We start from the raw sequence: 18,093 nt of genomic DNA, 5'->3' as shown, positions 1-18,093 counted from the left end.
ACTCGCTCCTCGGTCCGGTCGCGGTCTTCCCTGACAACCGGTGCGTGCCCGGAACCAGGCGGACAAAACGTCACCTTCACACAGCAAAGCTCCCGCCCCCGGACCCCGGGGACGGGAGCAGCTGCGACGGACGGCCGCCGGGTGCCTCACAGCCCCCGCGCGGCCTCCGTCGCCCAGTACGTGAGGATCATGTTCGCGCCGGCCCGCTTGATGCCGGTCAGCGTCTCCATGATCGCCTTGTCCCGGTCGATCCAGCCCTTCTCGGCGGCCGCCTCGACCATCGCGTACTCACCGGAGATCTGGTACGCGGCGACCGGCACCTCCACCGCGTCCGCGATCTTCGCCAGCACGTCCAGGTACGGCAGCGCCGGCTTGACCATCACCATGTCGGCGCCCTCCTCCAGGTCGAGCGCCAGCTCGCGCAGCGACTCACGGAGGTTGGCCGGGTCCTGCTGGTAGGTCTTGCGGTCGCCCTGGAGGGACGAGCCGACGGCCTCGCGGAAGGGGCCGTAGAAGGCGGAGGAGTACTTCACGGTGTAGGCGAGGATCGAGACGTCCTCGTGGCCGGTCTGGTCCAGAGCGTCCCGGATGACGCCGATCTGGCCGTCCATCATGCCGCTGGGGCCCACGACATGGACGCCCGCATCGGCCTGGACCTGCGCCATCTCGGCGTAGCGCTCCAGCGTCGCGTCGTTGTCGACCCGGCCGTCGGCGTCCATGACACCGCAGTGCCCGTGGTCGGTGTACTCGTCCAGGCACAGGTCCGACATGATCACGAGGTCGTCGCCGACCTCGGCCCGCACATCGCGGATGGCGACCTGGAGGATGCCGTCCGGGTCGGTGCCCGCCGTGCCCGCCGCGTCCTTCTTGGCGTCCTCGGGCACCCCGAACAGCATGATCCCGGCGACCCCGGCCTCGACCGCCTCAACGGCGGCCTTGCGCAGCGTGTCGCGGGTGTGCTGGACGACGCCCGGCATGGCGGAGATCGGCACCGGCTCGCTGATCCCCTCCCGGACGAACGCCGGGAGGATCAGGTCCGCCGGATGCAGCCGGTGCTCCGCGACCATCCGCCGCATGGCGGGGGTGGTGCGCAGGCGCCGCGGCCGCGCTCCTGGGAAGCTTCCGTACTTCGTCATACCGAACACGCTACGCCCGCCGTGCACCTGCCTTTGCCGACGTGTCGTCGGCAGGCCCGGCCCCTTCCGGCGCCCGCCCGGGGCCGCGACAGCGGGCTCACGGGACGACGGGCGACGCGGACCACCGGCTCCCCGGACAAGCAGAAGGGCGCCCCCAGGAGAGGCGCCCTTCCGAGCCGTACGAACCGCTGTCAGCTGCGCGCTCTCCGGCGCGAGCCGGGCCGCCGCTCGCTCGGGCGGGTGACCGGGTCCCCGGCCTCCAGCGCGGCATCGCGGCGCGCCGCCCCGAAGTCCGCGAGTGCCTCGGCCAGCTTGTGCACCGACGGCTCGGGCGACATCACGTCCACCCGCAGCCCGTGCTCCTCGGCGGTCTTGGCGGTGGCCGGACCGATACAGGCGATCACGGTCACGTTGTGCGGCTTGCCGGCGATGCCGACGAGGTTCCGCACGGTCGACGAGGACGTGAAGAGCACCGCATCGAAGCCGCCGCCCTTGATCGCCTCACGGGTCTCGGCCGGCGGCGGCGAGGCGCGCACCGTCCGGTAGGCGGTGACGTCGTCGACCTCCCAGCCCAGCTCGATCAGCCCGGCGACCAGGGTCTCGGTGGCGATGTCGGCGCGCGGCAGAAAGACGCGGTCGATCGGGTCGAAGACCGGGTCGTAGGGCGGCCAGTCCTCCAGCAGGCCGGCGGCGGACTGCTCACCGCTCGGCACCAGGTCGGGCTTCACGCCGAAGGCGACCAGCGCCTTGGCGGTCTGCTCGCCGACCGCGGCGACCTTGATCCCGGCGAACGCGCGGGCGTCCAGGCCGTACTCCTCGAACTTCTCCCGGACGGCCTTGACGGCGTTGACCGAGGTGAAGGCGATCCACTCGTAGCGGCCGGTGACCAGGCCCTTGACCGCGCGCTCCATCTGCTGCGGGGTGCGCGGCGGTTCGACGGCGATGGTCGGGACCTCGTGCGGCACCGCGCCGTACGAGACGAGCTGGTCGGAGAGCGACGCGGCCTGCTCCTTCGTGCGCGGCACGAGCACCCGCCAGCCGAAGAGCGGCTTGGACTCGAACCACGAAAGGCGGTCGCGCTGCGCGGCGGCACTGCGCTCACCGACCACGGCTATGACCGGCTGGCCGCCGTCCGGCGACGGCAGCACCTTGGCGGCCTTGAGCACCTGCGCGACCGACCCGAGGGTGGCGGTCCAGGTGCGCTGGCGGGTGGTGGTACCGGCGACGGTGACGGTCAGCGGAGTGTCGGGCTTGCGGCCCCCGGACACCAGCTCACCGGCGGCCGCGGCCACCGAGTCGAGGGAGGTGGAGACGACGGCGGTGGCGTCGCTGGCACCCACCTCGGACCAGCAGCGCGCATCGGCGGTGCGGGCGTCGACGAAGCGGACATCGGTGCCCTGCGCGTCCCGCAGCGGGACACCGGCGTACGCGGGCACGCCGACGGCCGCGGCGATACCGGGCACGACCTCGAAGACGATGCCTTCGGCGGCGCAGGCCAGCATCTCCTCGGCGACGTACCCGTCCAGGCCGGGATCTCCGCTGACGGCACGTACGACCCGCTTGCCCGCACGGGCGGCCGCCATGACAAGATTGGCGGTGTCCCTAAGGGCCGGGACATCGGCGGGGATTGACGCCTCGTCGGCTGATGCCTGGAGTGGTGTGTCCACCTGTGCGCGGGCATGCACGCGCACGACGTCCAGCACCTGCGGGTCGGCGATCAGTACGTCCGCGGAGGCCAGCGCCTCCACGGCACGCAGCGTCAGCAGACCCGGGTCTCCCGGCCCGGCACCCAGGAAGGTGACCTGACCGGAGGCGGAGTGGTTTGGGGCGGTGGGGTTCAAAGTGCTCGCTCCCCCATAAGACCGGCCGCACCCTTTGCGAGCATCTCGGCGGCGAGTTCCCGACCCATGTGCAGCGGGGTCGACAGCTCGTCGGGAGAGGCGGGTACGTGCCCGGTGGTGGACATCTGCACCAGCGTGCTGCCGTCGGTCGTGCCGACGACACCGCGCAGGTGCAATTCGGTGACAGCCTGCTCGTCGGCCTTGGGGCCTCCCCTGCTCGAACGAAGTCGAGAGCTTGGGGAAAGTTCGGCCAGTGCTCCGACGGGTGCGGAACAGCCGGCCTCCAGGGCGGCGAGCAGGGATCGCTCGGCGGTCACGGCGGCCCGGGTGTCCGGGTCGTCGAGCTCGGCGAGCCGGGCGGCGAGGTCCGCGTTGACCGCGGCGCACTCGATCGCCAGCGCCCCCTGGCCGGGGGCAGGCAAAATCACGTCGGGCGACAGCAGTTGCGTCACCTCGTCGATCCGGCCGATGCGGGTGAGTCCGGCGGCGGCCAGTACGACCGCGTCCAGTTCGCCCTTTTCGACGAAGCCGATGCGGGTGTCGATGTTCCCGCGTATCGGCACGGTCTCCACACGCCGGCCCAGCGACCTGGCCCAGGCGTTCAGCTGCGCCATCCTCCTGGGGGAGCCGGTGCCGATGCGGGCCACCCGGTCCTCGTCGGCGGTCAGCTGCTCGAAGGTGAGCCCGTCCCTGGCGATCAGCGCGTCCCGGGGGTCTTCCCGTACGGGTATCGCGGCCAGGGTCAGCTCCTCGGGCTGCGCGGTGGGCAGGTCCTTGAGCGAGTGAACGGCGAAGTCGATCTCCCCGGCGAGCAGCGCGTCCCGCAGCGCGGAGACGAACACACCGGTGCCGCCGATCTGCGCGAGATGCTCGCGGGAGGTGTCCCCGTAGGTGGTGATCTCCACCAGTTCGACGGGGCGGCCGGTCAGTGCGCGCACCGCCTCGGCGACCTGTCCGGACTGGGCCATGGCGAGCTTGCTGCGCCGCGTGCCCAGCCGCAGTGCTCTCGTGGTGCTGTCAGTCATGCCCGCTCCCGTGCATCGTGCCTGTCGGCGCGCGTGTCGGCCCGGCTGACGGCGGCGACCGTCTGGGGGTCGAGGTCGAAGAGTTCCCGCAGGGCGTCCGCGTACCCGGCGCCGCCGGGCTCGCTGGCCAGCTGCTTGACCCGGACAGTGGGCGCGTGCAGGAGTTTGTCGACGACGCGGCGCACGGTCTGGGTGATCTCGGCGCGCTGCTTGTCGTCCAGGTCGGGAAGGCGGCCGTCGAGCCGGGCGATCTCACCGGCGACGACGTCCGCGGCCATGGTGCGCAGGGCGACCACGGTGGGGGTGATGTGCGCGGCCCGCTGGGCGGCGCCGAACGCGGCGACCTCATCGGAGACGATGCCGCGCACCTTGTCCACGTCGGCCGCCATCGGTGCGTCCGCGGACGCGTCGGCCAGCGACTCGATGTCGACGAGGTGCGCGCCCTCGATCCGGTGCACCGCGGCATCTATGTCCCGCGGCATGGCGAGATCGAGCAGCGCCAGCGGAGCCGTACGGCCGTCGCGCGCGGCGGCGACCATCTCGCCCGCCAGGACCAGGCCGGTCGCACCGGTACAGGAGACCACGATGTCGGCGAGCGCCAGCTCTTCCGGGACGGAGGTCATCGCCACCGCACGGGCGGCGAGCCCGGTGGCGGCGCCGGTCCCGCCCGGCTCGGTGAGGATCTGCACCAGCCGCTCGGCGCGCTCGACGGTGCGGTTGGCGACGGCCAGCTCGCCGACCCCGGCCCGTACGAGCGTGGTGGCGGCCAGCGACGACATCGAGCCGGCGCCGATGACCAGCGCCCGCTTGCCGCGCGCCCAGTCCTCGACGTCCCGGCCGGCCGCGAGCTGCTCCAGCCCGAAGGTGACCAGCGACTGGCCGGCCTTGTCGATACCGGTCTCACTGTGGGCCCGCTTGCCGACCCGCAGGGCCTGCTGGAACAGATCGTTCAGCAGCCGGCCCGCGGTGTGCTGCTCCTGCGCGACGGCCAGCGCGTCCTTGATCTGCCCGAGGATCTGGCCCTCGCCGACGACCATCGAGTCCAGGCCGCAGGCCACCGAGAAGAGGTGGTGGACCGCCCGGTCCTCGTAGTGGACGTAGAGATAAGGGGTGAGCTCCTCCAGGCCGGCGCCGCTGTGCCGGGCCAGGAGGCCGGACAGCTCGGCGACACCCGCGTGGAACTTGTCCACGTCGGCGTAGAGCTCGATGCGATTGCAGGTGGAGAGCACCGCGGACTCGGTGACCGGTTCGGCCGACACCGCGTCCTGGAGCAGCTTGCCGCGCGCCTCCGGGGCGAGCGCGGCCCGCTCCAGCACGCTCACCGGCGCGCTGCGGTGGCTCAGTCCGACGACCAGGAGTGTCATGCCGGCATCACGGCGGGCATGTCCCCGTCAGGTCCCTTGCGATCGTCCGCCACCGCGGCGCGGGCGGCGGCCGCCGGCCCACCGCTGTCGGGCCCGACCTCCTCGCCGGCCTTGCGCTGCTCGTGGAAGGCGAGGATCTGGAGCTCTATCGACAGGTCGACCTTGCGGACGTCCACCCCGTCGGGCACGGTCAGCACGGTCGGCGCGAAGTTGAGGATCGAGGTGACACCGGCCGCGACCAGGCGGTCACAGACCTGCTGGGCGGCCCCGGCCGGCGTGGCGATGACGCCGATCGAGACGCCGTTGCTCTCGATGATGTGCTCCAGCTCATCGGTGTGCTGGACCGCGATGCCCGCGACGGGCTTGCCGGCCATGGCCGGGTCGGCGTCGATCAGCGCGGCGACGCGGAACCCGCGCGAGGCGAAGCCGCCGTAGTTGGCGAGGGCGGCGCCGAGGTTACCGATACCGACGATGACAACCGGCCAGTCCTGGGTCAGCCCCAGTTCACGCGAGATCTGGTAAACGAGGTACTCCACGTCGTAGCCGACGCCGCGGGTCCCGTACGAGCCGAGGTAGGAGAAGTCCTTGCGCAGCTTGGCGGAATTGACCCCCGCCGCGGCCGCGAGCTCCTCGGAGGAGACCGTGGGTACCGAGCGCTCGGAGAGCGCGGTCAGTGCACGCAGATACAGCGGAAGCCGGGCGACGGTGGCCTCGGGAATGCCTCGGCTTCGGGTCGCCGGTCGGTGAGTTCGGCCAGTTGCCACGGTGCTCCTGCGGGTAGAGCGGGGCTGCGGGCGACCGTATGGAACCCGACCGCCCTGTCTTGTGCAGGCTATGTCTTTGTGAACGCGTGCACAAAGATGGTGTCCGTTTTGTCGGCCCAAAGTGACCGGGGTCACGCGGCCATTACGGGCCCCCGTGGAACCAACTCCCACGTCACACCGTTCACTCGCGCCACCCGTTTCAGCGGGTAGCACCGACGGGAGCACGCGCCCTCACTCCTCACCGCTATACCCCCGGAAACCTACAAATCGCCCACCGATGGTAGTCGAACCCGGCCGGACCGGACACCGCCGTGACCCGGCACAATGGCTCCATGGCCCCCTTGTTCAGCCGCAGCCCCCGCAAGAACCCCGCCGACCGGCTGGTCACCCTCGTCGGCAAGCCGGGCTGCCACCTCTGCGACGACGCCCAGGCCGTGATCGAGAAGGTCTGCGCCGAGACCGGCGCGTCGTGGGAGCGGAAAGACATCACGGAGGACCCCGAGCTGCACCGCAAGTACTGGGAGCAGATTCCGGTCATCCTCGTCGACGGCGCCCAGCACGACTTCTGGCGCGTCGACCCGAAACGCCTGCGCACGGCCCTGGGCGCCTGACCCCGACCCCCAACCCGCCCGGAAATCCCCCACCGCCCCACGACGCAAGGAATTCCCCCTCCCCCCACCACGTTGTGGCCCCGCAGGGGGCCTTCTCGTCCCCTACGGGAAGTGTTCGCCCGCCCCCTAAGGCCCCGCTGAGGTGGCCGTAATGCGCCCTTCCCCCTCCCCAGGCCCTCCTGACACGCGCCCGTAACCGGCTGCACCGAACAAACTGGCTACGCTGTCGGCATGTCGCCCGCTCGCCGATCCGGCTGGATGCCCTCCGGGGCGCTCTTCGACCTGGGCTGGATCCCTCGCCGCCGACGCCCCGCCACGGCCCGCAGCGTGCTGGCCGGCGAGGCCGCGGCCGAGGCCGCCCGCAAGTCCTCCCAGGAGGCCCCGCCCGTCGAGGAGACGCCCGCGGAGCCCGAATTCCCGGTCGTCGGGGACACCGCGGCCGCCGCGTTCTTCGACCTGGACAACACCGTCATGCAGGGCGCCGCGCTCTTCCACTTCGGCCGCGGCCTGTACAAACGGCACTTCTTCCACAAGCGCGACCTGGCCCGCTTCGCCTGGCAGCAGATCTACTTCCGGCTGGCCGGCTCGGAGAACCCCGAGCACATGGCGGACGTCCGCAACAGCGCGCTGTCCATCGTCCAGGGCCACCGCGTCGCCGAGCTGATGTCCATCGGCGAGGAGATCTACGACGAGTACATGGCCGAGCGGGTCTGGCCCGGCACCCGCGCCCTGGCCCAGGCCCACCTCGACGCCGGCCAGAAGGTCTGGCTGGTGACCGCGGCCCCCGTCGAGACCGCGACGATCATCGCCCGCCGGCTTGGCCTGACCGGCGCGCTGGGCACCGTCGCCGAGTCCGTCGGCGGTGTCTACACGGGCAAGCTGGTCGGCGAGCCGCTGCACGGCCCCGCCAAGGCCGAGGCGGTCCGCGCACTGGCGGCCGCCGAGGGCCTGGACCTGTCGCACTGCGCCGCCTACAGCGACTCCGCCAACGACATCCCGATGCTCTCGCTCGTCGGGCACCCGTATGCGATCAATCCCGACAGCAGGCTGCGCAAGCACGCCCGGGAGCAGGGCTGGCGGCTGCGCGACTACCGCACCGGCCGGAAAGCGGCCAAGATCGGCATCCCGGCGGCGGCCGGGGTCGGCGCCCTCGCCGGCGGCGCCGCGGCCGCGGTCGCGCTCCAGCGCCGACGCCGCTGACCAGGCCTGATCACCGATCGGACGGGACGGCCATCCCCTCTTCCTACCCCCCGCGCCGTCCCCTCAGTCCCGCTGCCGTCGGTCAGCCACAACACGCCTTCCAACCAGGCAGATTGCGTTCCCTTCCGATCAATAGTTGCTCAGTATTCGATACTTGATCTGCCACCAACCCGGCACGGACCGTAACTAATCGATGATTTGAGCAACTGGGTGTAGCGCTGCCTGTACGAAGCGTTATTCTCCTCAGACGCAATCCGGAACCCACACGTCCCTACGAGGAGTGAACGGTCCCGCACTGCACGTGATGGAAGCTCTGCCTCTGGGAGTCCCGTGTACCCACACGTCGGGGTTGACGCCTCGGGCCTGGCTACGCTGCGTACGACACTCGTCGACCACCTGCGCAGTTTTGTCCCCACCGCGTACGCCGTCCCCGCATTCGCCTCAGCCGTCCCCGCCGCCGGACCCTGCTACGCCCTGGCCGACGGGAGTGCTGCGGTCGGAAAGGCCGCCGGCAGAACCCGCCGCTCCGGCACCGGCACGACCACCGCCCGTCGCCCCGCCGACAGCGACAGCCGTCGCATGATGGACCTCGTCGAACGAGCCCAGGCCGGCGAGGCCGAAGCCTTCGGCCGCCTCTACGACCAGTACGCCGACACGGTCTACCGCTACATCTATTACCGCGTGGGCGGACGCGCCACGGCCGAGGACCTGACCAGCGAGACCTTTCTGCGCGCCCTGCGCCGCATCGGCACGTTCACCTGGCAGGGCCGTGACTTCGGCGCCTGGCTGGTGACCATCGCCCGCAACCTCGTCGCCGACCACTTCAAGTCCTCCCGCTTCCGTCTGGAAGTCACCACCGGAGAGATGCTCGACGCCAACGAGGTCGAGCGCAGCCCCGAGGACTCGGTCCTCGAATCGCTCTCCAACGCCGCCCTCCTGGAGGCGGTACGCAAGCTCAACCCCCAGCAGCAGGAGTGCGTCACGCTGCGCTTCCTCCAGGGCCTCTCGGTCGCCGAGACCGCCCGCGTCATGGGCAAGAACGAGGGCGCGATCAAGACCCTCCAGTACCGCGCGGTCCGCACCCTCGCGCGCCTGCTCCCCGAAGACGCCCGCTGACCCCCTGTCCACATGAACCGACGCCCCGCCCCACACCCTCATTCGCTCACTCTTGGTGACCACTCGCACCCGGTCGGTCAGATCATCGTGAGTGCGTAACCCGAGTGCCGCGCCGCTCGTTGTGCGGGATGCAGGCTCCATGCGGTCACGCCATGCCCGCTGCCACTCACTCGATCGAGTGGCCGCGGAGCACGGCGTGCAACCATCCGGTCCATCTGGACAGTCAAAGCCAGTCCGGGGAGTCGAGCGGGATGACGAGAGGAGGTGCCGCCCGTGATCGCAAATGTCTCGGTGCACCGGCGGGCCAACGCCTTCGCCCAGGCGCTGGAGGAGCAGGTCCTCGAAGGCGCGGCGGCCGAGGACCAGGTCGACAATCCGGCGCAAGCGCCGGGCGAAGCACGGCTGTTGGCGGTCGCCGACGGCCTCGGGAGACTCCCGGGGCCCGAGATGGCCACCGAGGTCAAGACTGTCCAGCGCGCCCAGCTCATCGCCGCGATGGAGGCCGCCTTCGCCGAAGGCGCTCCGTCCGACGGTGCCAGGGTGCCCGAGCAGCGCGCCCACAAAGGCGCGCACCGCGCCACGAAATCGATCGGCCGACTGCGCCCGCGCTCCCGTCTCTCCAAGGGGCTGGCGGCCGGCGGGCTGACGGTCGGCGTCGCCGCCGGAGCGTTCAGCGGCGTCGCCGCGGCCAGCTCCGATGCCCTCCCCGGCGACTCCCTCTACGGCCTCAAGCGCGGTATGGAGGACCTCCGGCTCGGCATGGCCGACGATGACTCCGACCGCGGACGGCTCCTTCTCGACCAGGCCTCCACCCGCATGATGGAGGTCCGCCGCCTGATGGAGCGCGCCCGGCTCGCCGACCTCGACCACGAGGCGCTCGGCGAGATCCGCAAGGCGCTGGCCGGCATCCGGCACGACGCGGGCGAGGGCCACCGCCTGCTGCACGCGGCGTATGAGCGCGATGGCTCGCTCGACCCCATCCAGGCGCTGAACTCCTTCACCAAGTCCCACCGCGGCACCTGGTCGCATCTGCGCGACAAGCTCCCGGTGCAGCTCACCGACGTCCGCGACGAGGTCAGCTCGGTCTTCGACGCCATAGACAAAGAGGTCGGTCCGCTCCGCTCGCTGCTGCCGTCCACTCCGGACAGCAGGCGCCACCACCGCGACACGCCCGCCTCCGCGGGCACCGGCTCCGGCTCCGACGGCCGTCCGGCACCGTCCGGCAGCAAGTCCGCCCACGGCAAGCACCGCGGCGGATCGCACGCCCCGCGCCCGTCGGCCTCGCCTTCGCAGGAGGACGGCCTGCTCGGCGGCAACACGGGCGGGCTGCTCGACCCGCCCTCCAAGGGCGACAGCCCGTCACCGCACGACGGGGGGAGCGCTGGCCGCAAGGACACCGGCGGCCGCCCCGACGTCACCCTCCCGCCGCTGATCCCGGGGCTGCTTCCCGGTCTGGGCATCGACGGCGAGGATCTCCCCAAGTAGCCCAGCTCTTTGGCGCCGGCCCGCTCGGTGTTCTTCTGGTCCTTCCCTCAGAAGAACACCGAGCGTCGCTGTACCAGCAGCTTGTAGAGAGTGTGCTGAATCGTTTCCCGTACCTGATCGGTCAGGTTGAACATCAGCATCGGATCGTCCGCCGCCTCCGCCGGATAGCCGGCCGTCTGGATCGGCTCGCCGAACTGGATCGTCCACTTCGTCGGCAGCGGCACCGCACCCAGCGGCCCCAGCCACGGGAAGGTCGGCGTGATCGGGAAATACGGCAGCCCCAGCACCCGCGCCAGCGTCTTGGCGTTCCCGATCATCGGGTAGATCTCCTCCGCGCCGACGATCGAGCACGGCACGATCGGCACCCCGGCCTTCAGGGCCGTGGAGACGAAGCCGCCCCGCCCGAAGCGCTGGAGTTTGTAGCGGTCCGCGAAGGGCTTGCCGATGCCCTTGAAGCCCTCCGGCATCACCCCGACGATCTCACCACGCTCCAGCAGCCGCTGGGCGTCCTCCGCGCAGGCGAGGGTGTGCCCGGCCTTGCGTGCCAGTTCGTTTATCACCGGCAGGACGAAGACCAAATCGGCCGCCAGCAGCCGGAGATGACGCTGTGCCGGGTGATTGTCGTGCACCCCGACCTGGAGCATCAGGCCGTCCAGCGGCAGCGTCCCGGAGTGGTTGGCGACGATCAGCGCACCGCCGTCGGAGGGGATGTTCTCCACCCCCTTCACCTCGACCCGGAAGTACTTCTCGTAGAAGGGCCGCAGCAGCGACATCAGGACCTGGTCGGTCAGCTCCTTGTCGTACCCGAAGTCGTCGACTTCATAGTCGCCGGTGATCCGCCGCCGCAGAAACGCCAGCCCGCCCGCGATCCGTTCGTCCAGGGACCGCCCGGGACTCTGCCGCGGGGGCACCGCCGGCGGATGCTCGGTCCGTGCCTCCGGTACGGGCGCCAGCGCCGCATCGCGTCCCGCGCGCCCGGCCCGCCTGGCCTTCCTGCGCGCCCGGGGCTCCTCGCCGAAGGGAATGACCTTGGCGTCCGCCATCGTGGATGAACTCCTCACTGGGTCGGGCCGCCGCGTGCGGGCAGCACGCCGGCGAGCCGGTCGACGGTGCGGGCGAGGGACTCGGGCGGCAACAGCCCGGGTCCGCGGCTGCGGGCGAATTCCGCGAAGGTCTCCGCCGTCGTGTACTTCGGGTGGAACCCCAGTGTCTCGCGCATCTGCGTCGTTTCGACGACCCTGCCGTGCGTGAGCAGCCGGATCTGTTCCGGCGAGAAGTCCGTGATGCCGACGGACCGCAGCGCCGTACCGGCCCAGGTGACCGTCGGCAGCAGCAGCGGTACGGTCGGCCGCCCCAGCCGCCGGGAGGTCTGCGAGAGCAGCAGCACACCGTCTCCGGCGATATTGAACGTGCCGCTGTTGAGCGTGCCGCGGCGCGGCGCGGCGGCGGCCATCCGCAGCACCTCGATGGCGTCGTCCTCGTGGACGAACTGAAGCCGCGGGTCGTAGCCGAGCACGGTGGGCCATACGGGCAGCGAGAAGTACTCGGCGAGCGGGGAATCCGCGCACGGTCCGAGGATGTTGGCGAAGCGCAGCACACAGACCGCCACATCCGGCCGGCGGCGGGCGAAGCCGCGGACGTACCCCTCGACCTCGACGATGTCCTTGGCGAAGCCACCACTGGGCAGTGACTTCGGGGTGGTGGTCTCGGTGAAGACGGCGGGGTCGCGGGGCGCGGAGCCGTAGACGCTGGTGCTGGACTTGATGACCAGCCGCTGCACATGAGGGGCCTTCTGGCAGGCGCCGAGCAGCTGCATCGTCCCGATGACGTTGGTTTCCTTCACCGAGGCGCGCCCGCCGCGCTTGCCCAACGGCGTGCCGTTGATGTCCATATGGACGACGGTGTCGACGCCCGTCTCGGCAAGGACCCGGGCAATGGCCGGATGCCGGATATCGGCTTTGAGGAATTCGGCGCCGCCCAGATGGTGCTCCGGCGGCACGGCGTCCACCCCGATCACCCGGTCGACATCGGGATCGCGCTGGATGCGGCGGACGAACCGGCCGCCCAATTGCCGTGCGACTCCCGTGACGAGCACGACCTTGCCCAAGATCAGCCCTTCCTTCCCGCCGCGACCACGACTGGCCCGAGCTGTGCGGACCACGCTATCGGGTCGGTGTTGCGCAGTGATGACCGCAGGATGCCCGTGGCCACATTTCCGTCCGACCACCGTCCATACGGCCCACAACGCACCGCAGCCCCCCATCGCTCCAAGGCGATGGGGGGCTGCGAATTCGCGATCAGCGTCGCTTACTTCTTGTTACGACGCTGAACACGGGTGCGCTTGAGCAGCTTGCGGTGCTTCTTCTTCGCCATCCGCTTGCGCCGCTTCTTGATAACAGAGCCCACGACTACCCTCGCTCACTTCGAATCACTCGGTGCGGGGCGTCCGAGCCCACACTACCTACATCGGGCCAGCCTACCCGCCGCCGGGCGAACGGCGTAATCCGAGGGTCGGCGACGGACCTGTCAGGCTGATTCCACCCCCACAAAGGACTCCCGGAGGTAGTCGTGCACCGCCTGCTCCGGAACCCGGAATGACCTCCCCACGCGAATCGCGGGCAGATGACCGCTGTGCACCAGGCGGTACACGGTCATCTTCGACACTCGCATCACCGTGGCGACCTCCGCCACTGTCAGGAACACGACCTCGTTCAGAGGCCTCTGGTCTGCCGCCATGTCACACCTGCACCTTCCGCATAAGACGGTCACCGGCTTCCCCTCCGGTGACTCTTCGTCGCTATGCGCTCACTCCCCAGATTAGGGGCGGGTGATGCGAGTGGGGAAGAGGAGCAGCGAACAGCCGCCTATCGGGACAGACATGCCCGATTCAATACATAGCGGGCCAGCGGCCGATAGTCCGCCGCCCGCACGGCGTCATCGAGCGGCACCACCACGGACACCCGTCCCTCGGCCTGGCCGACGAACGGCGCCGGGTCGTCCGTGTCCGCCAGCCCGATCGCCTCAAAGCCCAGCTGACCTGCCCCGCAGACCCAACCGTGGTCCCCGATCACCAGCCCCGGCAGCGGCCCCGCAGCGTCCGCCGCGGCCGCCAGAGCGGTCCGTACCGGGAGCGGAGAATGGGTGTGTACGCCCCCGGCCCCGGGCGCACCCCGCACGCCGGTTTCTCGCATCAGCGCGACTCCCCGTACGTACTCAAGGGTGCAGGGACGTACCCCGAACCGGGTCGCTATGTCGACACGGGCGCCATACGCCGGGGTGAGAACGGTGCAGCCCGCCGACGAGAGAGCGTCTGCGAGGGCGGCGTAGAACTCCAGCAACCGGTGCGGATGGCCGGTGCCGATCAGTACCGGCACCCGGCGGCCGGCCGCCGTGGCGATCCGTTCGGCGAACCCGTCCAGCGCGGCGACCGTACGGTCGGGGTCGATCACATCCGGGCCGGAAGTGTGCGCGGGATCGACCGAAACCCCGCACTTACGCCCCATCAGTCGCAGTACTTCACTCAGCGGCCAGTCCCGCTCGGGATCCAGCCCGAGCAGCGCCCGGGGATCGCGTGCCGCGAAGAGCCGGTAGCGCGCCAGACTCTTCTCCCGCGTGGTCGCGATCGTCCCCGCGAGCCGCGCCTCGATCAGGTGCGCCCGCAGCGCCCCGGTTCCCAACACGCTTCCCATACTGTCCGGTTGGTCGGCCTTCGGGTGCCCGGACCAGCGGGACATCACACATCCGTGGGGCGCGGCGCCGGACACGGCCGTACGGGAGCGGCGGACGGAGCGGTGCGGTGCAGCGCAGGACGACGACCGCGTGCGGGCCGTCGGCTCCCGCCGAGTACCCGCTCCCGGGCCGCCGTAACAGCGTTACAGCCCCCGCAGGAAGGCCGGCCCTACGGCAGCAACCCGTGCGCCGGGAAGACCGCCCGACGGGTCGCCAGCACCGCCTGGTCCAGCCGGTCGGCCGGGTCATAGCCCTCGTCGAAGAAGTCCCGCCACTGCGGCGTACGGCCGTCCGTCATCCGGTGCGGCGCCAACTGGCGGGTCCGGCGGAACACTTCGTGCCGCCATGCCTCCGGCACCATCGAGGTCGGCTCGATCGGCCGGCCCGCCGCGATCGCGACCAGATGCGTCCAGCTGCGCGGCACCACGTCCACCACCGCATAGCCGCCCCCGCCGAGCGCGACCCACCGGCCGTCGGCGTGCTCATGCGCCAGGTCGTGGCAGGCCTCCGCCACCGCACGCTGGGCGTCCAGGCTCACCGCGAGATGCGCCAGCGGATCCTCGAAGTGGGTGTCCGCGCCGTGCTGCGTCACGATCACCTGCGGGCGGAAGGCCCCCAGCAGCTCCGGGACCACCGCGTGGAACGCCCGCAGCCAGCCCTCGTCCCCGGTCCCGGCCGGCAGCGCCACATTCACCGCGGTGCCCTCCGCGCCCGCCCCGCCGGTCTCCTCCGGCCAGCCGGTCTGCGGGAAGAGCGTCCGGGGGTGCTCGTGCAGCGAGATCGTCAGTACCCTCGGGTCCTCCCAGAACGCCGCCTGCACGCCGTCTCCGTGGTGGACGTCCACATCCACATACGCGACCCGTTCGGCCCCCAGCTCCAGCAGCCGGGCGATCGCCAGCGACGCGTCGTTGTAGATGCAGAATCCGGCCGCCCCGCCCGGCATCGCGTGGTGCAGACCGCCGGCGAAGTTCACCGCATGCGCCGCGTCGCCGCGCCAGACGGCCTCCGCCGCGCCCACCGACTGCCCGGCGATCAGCGCGGACGCCTCGTGCATCCGCGGGAACGCCGGATCGTCCGCCGTCCCCAGCCCGTACGACAGGTCCGCCGCCGCCGGGTCCGCCGAGGCTCTGCGGACCGCGGCGATGTAGTCCTCACGATGCACCAGCCGCAGCGTGGAGTCCCCGGCCGGCTTGGCCGCGACCACCTCCAGCGGTCCGCGGTCCAGCTCGAACGCCTCCACCAAACGCATGGTCAGCGCGAGCCGGACCGGGTCCATCGGATGCCCGGACCCGAAGTCGTAGCCCGTTACTGCCTCATCCCACATCAGCTGTGCGCGGCCGCTCATGCCCGTCACCGTATCGGGCCGCCGGCGCCCCGAACGAGCGGGCATACACCAGCGTCACCAGCACCAGGGCCATCGGTACGAGCATCGCCCCCCGATAGCTCCAGACATCACCCAGCGCACCGACCAGCGGAGAGCCGATCAAGAAGCCCACGTAATTGAAGATGTTCAGCCGCGCGACGGCCATGTCCGCGGCCTCCGGACCGTGCCGCTCGAAGGCGTAGCGCCCCGCCGCCGCGAACGTCTGGGGCACGAGCACACTGAGCCCGAACCCCAGCAGCGTGAACCCCGCCATACCGGCCCACGCCACCGGCGCCGCCGCCACCACCGCGAAGCCGCCCGCCGCGACCACCGCCCCGGCCCGCACCACCGCGACCGCCCCGAAACGCCGCACGCCCAGGTCCCCCACCACCCGCCCGAGCAGCGTGGTGACCATATAGACGTTGTACGGGACGGTGGCGAGCTGCTCGGAGCTCCCCAGGACGTCCTGGAGATACTTGGCGCTCCAGTTGGAGACGGTCGAGTCCCCGATATAGGCGAAGGCCATCACCAGACACAGCGGCACCAACAGCCGCATCGCAAGGGGCACGACGGCCCCCGCCGTCCCCTCCTCGCTGTCCCCCTGCGCCTCCCGGCCCCGGTCCACGAACCATCGGCCCACGAGCAGCGTCAGCGGCACCAGGGCCGCCACCACCGGCCCGTACAGCAGCGCCAGCGACAGCTTCCAGTGCGCACCCGCCCAGGCCAGCGAGGCGCCCACGATGCCGCCCAGACTGTACGCGGCGTGGAACCCGAGCATGATGCTCCGCCCGTACGCCCGCTGAAGGCTCACCCCGAGCATGTTCATCGAGGCGTCCAACGCGCCCACCGTCAGCCCGAACACCGCCAGCGCGACCGCCGCCTGCGCCATCGAGCCGACCGACCCGACGGCGGCCAGCGCCAGACACACCACCGGCTGCACCGCTCGCAGCACCCGGCCGGGCCGCACCCGCTTCACCAGCTGCTCGGTGACGACACTGCCGACCCCCGCGAGGACCGGTACCGCCGCCAGGAACACCGGCAGCAGCCCGTCCGAGATCCCGTAGCGGTCCTGGATCGCGGGTATTCGCGTCACCAGAAGGGCGAAGACCGCACCCTGGATGAAGAAGCTCAGGGCGAGCGAGACCCGGCCGTGTCGCAGCTGCGCTCCTGGTACCCGAGGGGCCGTCACGGCCGCTCAGCCTAGAACTCCCCACTACCACTGGGTAGATGGATCACAGCGCCGATGTCGCCCGGCGTCCGACGGGCGGCGGGGACGGTGCCCCCTACTGCAACAGCGCCGGCAGCTCCGCCATATGGGCGAACAGCGCGGTGGCCCCGGCCTCCGTCAGCTTCTCCGCCGGTGTCATCGCCGTGAAGCCGTAGACATCCATGCCCGCGGCGACCGCGGCCCGCACGCCCAGCGGACTGTCCTCGACCACCGCACACCGCTCCGGAGCCACCCCCATCTCCTGTGCCGCATACAGAAAGAGATCCGGCGCCGGCTTCCCCCGCCCCACGTCCTGCGACGAGAAGATCCGCTCACCGGCACCACCCCCGGCCTCCGCGAACCGTTCCCACAGCCCGGTCTTCGTCAGCGCCACCCGAATGCGCTCATGGCTGCCCGACGACCCGACGCAGTACGGAACCCCGTCCGCGGCCAGCTTCTCCAGCACCTCGCACACCCCCGCCACCGGCTCCAGCCGCCTACGGAACTCGTCGAAGACCCGCGCATGAAAACTCTCGTCGAACTCGGCCGGCAACCGCTTCCCGGACCGCTGGAGCACGACCTCATGAATGCGGTGCATCGCACCACCCATGTAATCCCGCAGCGAATCTTCGTAGCTGGTCAGATGGCCCAATTCGGTGAGGTAGCCGGCAAGAATCCGATTGGAGATCGCCTCGCTGTCCACCAGGACACCGTCGTTATCGAAAATGACCAGGTCGTAGCGCATGCCCACGAGCCTACCGAGCGGCCGGAAACGCAAAAAAGCTCCGGTCCCTGAACCAGAGGTTCAGGGACCGGAGCTGAAAAATTGTTCGGCGGCGTCCTACTCTCCCACAGGGTCCCCCCTGCAGTACCATCGGCGCTGAAAGGCTTAGCTTCCGGGTTCGGAATGTAACCGGGCGTTTCCCTAACGCAATGACCACCGAAACACTATGAAGATGACAACCCGGCATAATCACAGGTCGTTACTTCAGAACCTACACAGTGGACGCGAGCAACTGAGGACAAGCCCTCGGCCTATTAGTACCAGTCAACTCCACCCGTTACCGGGCTTCCATATCTGGCCTATCAACCCAGTCGTCTACTGGGAGCCTTAACCAATCAAGTTGGTGGGAGCCCTCATCTCGAAGCAGGCTTCCCGCTTAGATGCTTTCAGCGGTTATCCTTTCCGAACGTAGCCAACCAGCCATGCCCTTGGCAGGACAACTGGCACACCAGAGGTTCGTCCGTCCCG

17 protein-coding genes and 2 rRNA genes are annotated in these 18,093 nt (G+C 70.5%); 4 read left to right on the top strand and 15 right to left on the bottom strand.

Going from position 1 to position 18,093, the window contains the following annotated elements; translation table 11 throughout:
* Nucleotides 1–146: 146 nt before the first annotated feature.
* The 5 genes from hemB to TU31_RS17695 all read right to left on the bottom strand — a co-directional run bounded on the left by hemB (nucleotide 147) and on the right by TU31_RS17695 (nucleotide 6,130).
* Nucleotides 147–1,136, bottom strand: coding sequence for a porphobilinogen synthase (hemB, locus tag TU31_RS17715; RefSeq protein ID WP_042155636.1), 990 nt, complete (start codon nucleotides 1,134–1,136; stop codon nucleotides 147–149).
* A gap of 191 nt (nucleotides 1,137–1,327) precedes the next feature.
* Complete coding sequence (locus tag TU31_RS17710; RefSeq protein ID WP_042155634.1) at nucleotides 1,328–2,977, bottom strand: bifunctional uroporphyrinogen-III C-methyltransferase/uroporphyrinogen-III synthase; 1,650 nt, start codon at nucleotides 2,975–2,977, stop codon at nucleotides 1,328–1,330.
* Nucleotides 2,974–4,002, bottom strand: coding sequence for a hydroxymethylbilane synthase (gene hemC / locus TU31_RS17705; protein WP_042155633.1), 1,029 nt, complete (start codon nucleotides 4,000–4,002; stop codon nucleotides 2,974–2,976). The genes TU31_RS17710 and hemC overlap by 4 nt, the downstream gene beginning before the upstream one ends.
* Nucleotides 3,999–5,366 (bottom strand): glutamyl-tRNA reductase, encoded by a 1,368-nt coding sequence (locus TU31_RS17700; protein ID WP_042155631.1) that lies wholly within the window; start codon nucleotides 5,364–5,366, stop codon nucleotides 3,999–4,001. Before TU31_RS17700 ends, hemC begins: the two co-directional genes overlap by 4 nt.
* The gene (locus TU31_RS17695) at nucleotides 5,363–6,130 is read right to left on the bottom strand and encodes a redox-sensing transcriptional repressor Rex (protein ID WP_042155629.1); all 768 of its coding nucleotides are present in this window, start codon (nucleotides 6,128–6,130) and stop codon (nucleotides 5,363–5,365) included. The genes TU31_RS17700 and TU31_RS17695 overlap by 4 nt, the downstream gene beginning before the upstream one ends.
* 332 nt (nucleotides 6,131–6,462) lie before the next feature.
* On the opposite strand from TU31_RS17695, the gene TU31_RS17690 reads away from it, so the two are divergent.
* The 4 genes from TU31_RS17690 (at nucleotide 6,463) to TU31_RS17675 (ending at nucleotide 10,542) form a co-directional block, all read left to right on the top strand.
* On the top strand, nucleotides 6,463–6,741 hold the full coding sequence (locus TU31_RS17690) for a glutaredoxin family protein (protein ID WP_042156576.1): 279 nt from the start codon (nucleotides 6,463–6,465) through the stop codon (nucleotides 6,739–6,741).
* A gap of 258 nt (nucleotides 6,742–6,999) precedes the next feature.
* Nucleotides 7,000–7,941, top strand: coding sequence for an HAD family hydrolase (locus tag TU31_RS17685; protein ID WP_033271004.1), 942 nt, complete (start codon nucleotides 7,000–7,002; stop codon nucleotides 7,939–7,941).
* Between the two features lie 330 nt (nucleotides 7,942–8,271).
* Complete coding sequence (locus TU31_RS17680) at nucleotides 8,272–9,057, top strand: ECF subfamily RNA polymerase sigma factor, BldN family (protein WP_006604745.1); 786 nt, start codon at nucleotides 8,272–8,274, stop codon at nucleotides 9,055–9,057.
* Between the two features lie 273 nt (nucleotides 9,058–9,330).
* The gene (locus tag TU31_RS17675) at nucleotides 9,331–10,542 is read left to right on the top strand and encodes a DUF5667 domain-containing protein (RefSeq protein WP_042155625.1); all 1,212 of its coding nucleotides are present in this window, start codon (nucleotides 9,331–9,333) and stop codon (nucleotides 10,540–10,542) included.
* 47 nt (nucleotides 10,543–10,589) lie between these two features.
* Here the strand turns inward: TU31_RS17675 and TU31_RS17670 are convergent, their stop codons facing one another.
* The 10 genes from TU31_RS17670 to TU31_RS17630 form a co-directional block, all read right to left on the bottom strand.
* Nucleotides 10,590–11,585, bottom strand: a complete 996-nt coding sequence (locus tag TU31_RS17670; RefSeq protein ID WP_042155622.1) for a lysophospholipid acyltransferase family protein — start codon at nucleotides 11,583–11,585, stop codon at nucleotides 10,590–10,592.
* 14 nt (nucleotides 11,586–11,599) lie between these two features.
* Nucleotides 11,600–12,649 carry an NAD-dependent epimerase/dehydratase family protein gene (locus TU31_RS17665; RefSeq protein WP_042155621.1) on the bottom strand — a complete coding sequence of 350 codons (1,050 nt, stop codon included), beginning with the start codon at nucleotides 12,647–12,649 and terminating at the stop codon, nucleotides 11,600–11,602.
* A 200-nt stretch (nucleotides 12,650–12,849) separates the two neighbouring features.
* Nucleotides 12,850–12,948, bottom strand: coding sequence for a 30S ribosomal protein bS22 (locus TU31_RS36950; RefSeq protein ID WP_003948845.1), 99 nt, complete (start codon nucleotides 12,946–12,948; stop codon nucleotides 12,850–12,852).
* Between the two features lie 120 nt (nucleotides 12,949–13,068).
* Nucleotides 13,069–13,278: a helix-turn-helix domain-containing protein gene (locus tag TU31_RS17660; RefSeq protein WP_006604741.1), complete on the bottom strand. Its 210-nt coding sequence runs from the start codon at nucleotides 13,276–13,278 to the stop codon at nucleotides 13,069–13,071.
* 128 nt (nucleotides 13,279–13,406) lie between these two features.
* Nucleotides 13,407–14,222, bottom strand: a complete 816-nt coding sequence (locus tag TU31_RS17655) for a phosphatase (RefSeq protein ID WP_042156574.1) — start codon at nucleotides 14,220–14,222, stop codon at nucleotides 13,407–13,409.
* A gap of 218 nt (nucleotides 14,223–14,440) precedes the next feature.
* Nucleotides 14,441–15,616, bottom strand: a complete 1,176-nt coding sequence (locus TU31_RS17650) for an acetoin utilization protein AcuC (protein WP_042155619.1) — start codon at nucleotides 15,614–15,616, stop codon at nucleotides 14,441–14,443.
* A complete protein-coding gene (locus TU31_RS17645; RefSeq protein ID WP_042155617.1) occupies nucleotides 15,585–16,823 on the bottom strand; it encodes an MFS transporter in 1,239 nt (412 codons plus the stop codon). The genes TU31_RS17650 and TU31_RS17645 overlap by 32 nt, the downstream gene beginning before the upstream one ends.
* 94 nt (nucleotides 16,824–16,917) lie before the next feature.
* Complete coding sequence (locus TU31_RS17640; protein ID WP_042156572.1) at nucleotides 16,918–17,586, bottom strand: HAD family hydrolase; 669 nt, start codon at nucleotides 17,584–17,586, stop codon at nucleotides 16,918–16,920.
* Between the two features lie 83 nt (nucleotides 17,587–17,669).
* Nucleotides 17,670–17,786, bottom strand: a 5S ribosomal RNA gene (gene rrf / locus TU31_RS17635).
* Between the two features lie 73 nt (nucleotides 17,787–17,859).
* Nucleotides 17,860–18,093, bottom strand: a 23S ribosomal RNA gene (locus tag TU31_RS17630); the annotation flags it as partial.

This window comes from Streptomyces lydicamycinicus (genome assembly GCF_000829715.2).
GTDB lineage: Bacteria > Actinomycetota > Actinomycetes > Streptomycetales > Streptomycetaceae > Streptomyces > Streptomyces lydicamycinicus.
Note: the sequence above shows the minus strand (reverse complement) of the source record. Positions and strands in the feature narration are given on the sequence as shown.

What these genes read in the sequence shown, in the direction of transcription:
- hemB (WP_042155636.1), bottom strand. Translation starts at nt 1,136, where the DNA reads ATGACGAAGTACGGAAGCTTCCCAGGAGCGCGGCCGCGGCGCCTGCGC.
- hemC (WP_042155633.1), bottom strand. Translation starts at nt 4,002, where the DNA reads ATGACTGACAGCACCACGAGAGCACTGCGGCTGGGCACGCGGCGCAGC.
- TU31_RS17700 (WP_042155631.1), bottom strand. Translation starts at nt 5,366, where the DNA reads ATGACACTCCTGGTCGTCGGACTGAGCCACCGCAGCGCGCCGGTGAGC.
- TU31_RS17690 (WP_042156576.1), top strand. Translation starts at nt 6,463, where the DNA reads ATGGCCCCCTTGTTCAGCCGCAGCCCCCGCAAGAACCCCGCCGACCGG.
- TU31_RS17685 (WP_033271004.1), top strand. Translation starts at nt 7,000, where the DNA reads ATGCCCTCCGGGGCGCTCTTCGACCTGGGCTGGATCCCTCGCCGCCGA.
- TU31_RS17670 (WP_042155622.1), bottom strand. Translation starts at nt 11,585, where the DNA reads ATGGCGGACGCCAAGGTCATTCCCTTCGGCGAGGAGCCCCGGGCGCGC.
- TU31_RS17660 (WP_006604741.1), bottom strand. Translation starts at nt 13,278, where the DNA reads ATGGCGGCAGACCAGAGGCCTCTGAACGAGGTCGTGTTCCTGACAGTG.
- TU31_RS17650 (WP_042155619.1), bottom strand. Translation starts at nt 15,616, where the DNA reads ATGAGCGGCCGCGCACAGCTGATGTGGGATGAGGCAGTAACGGGCTAC.
- TU31_RS17640 (WP_042156572.1), bottom strand. Translation starts at nt 17,586, where the DNA reads ATGCGCTACGACCTGGTCATTTTCGATAACGACGGTGTCCTGGTGGAC.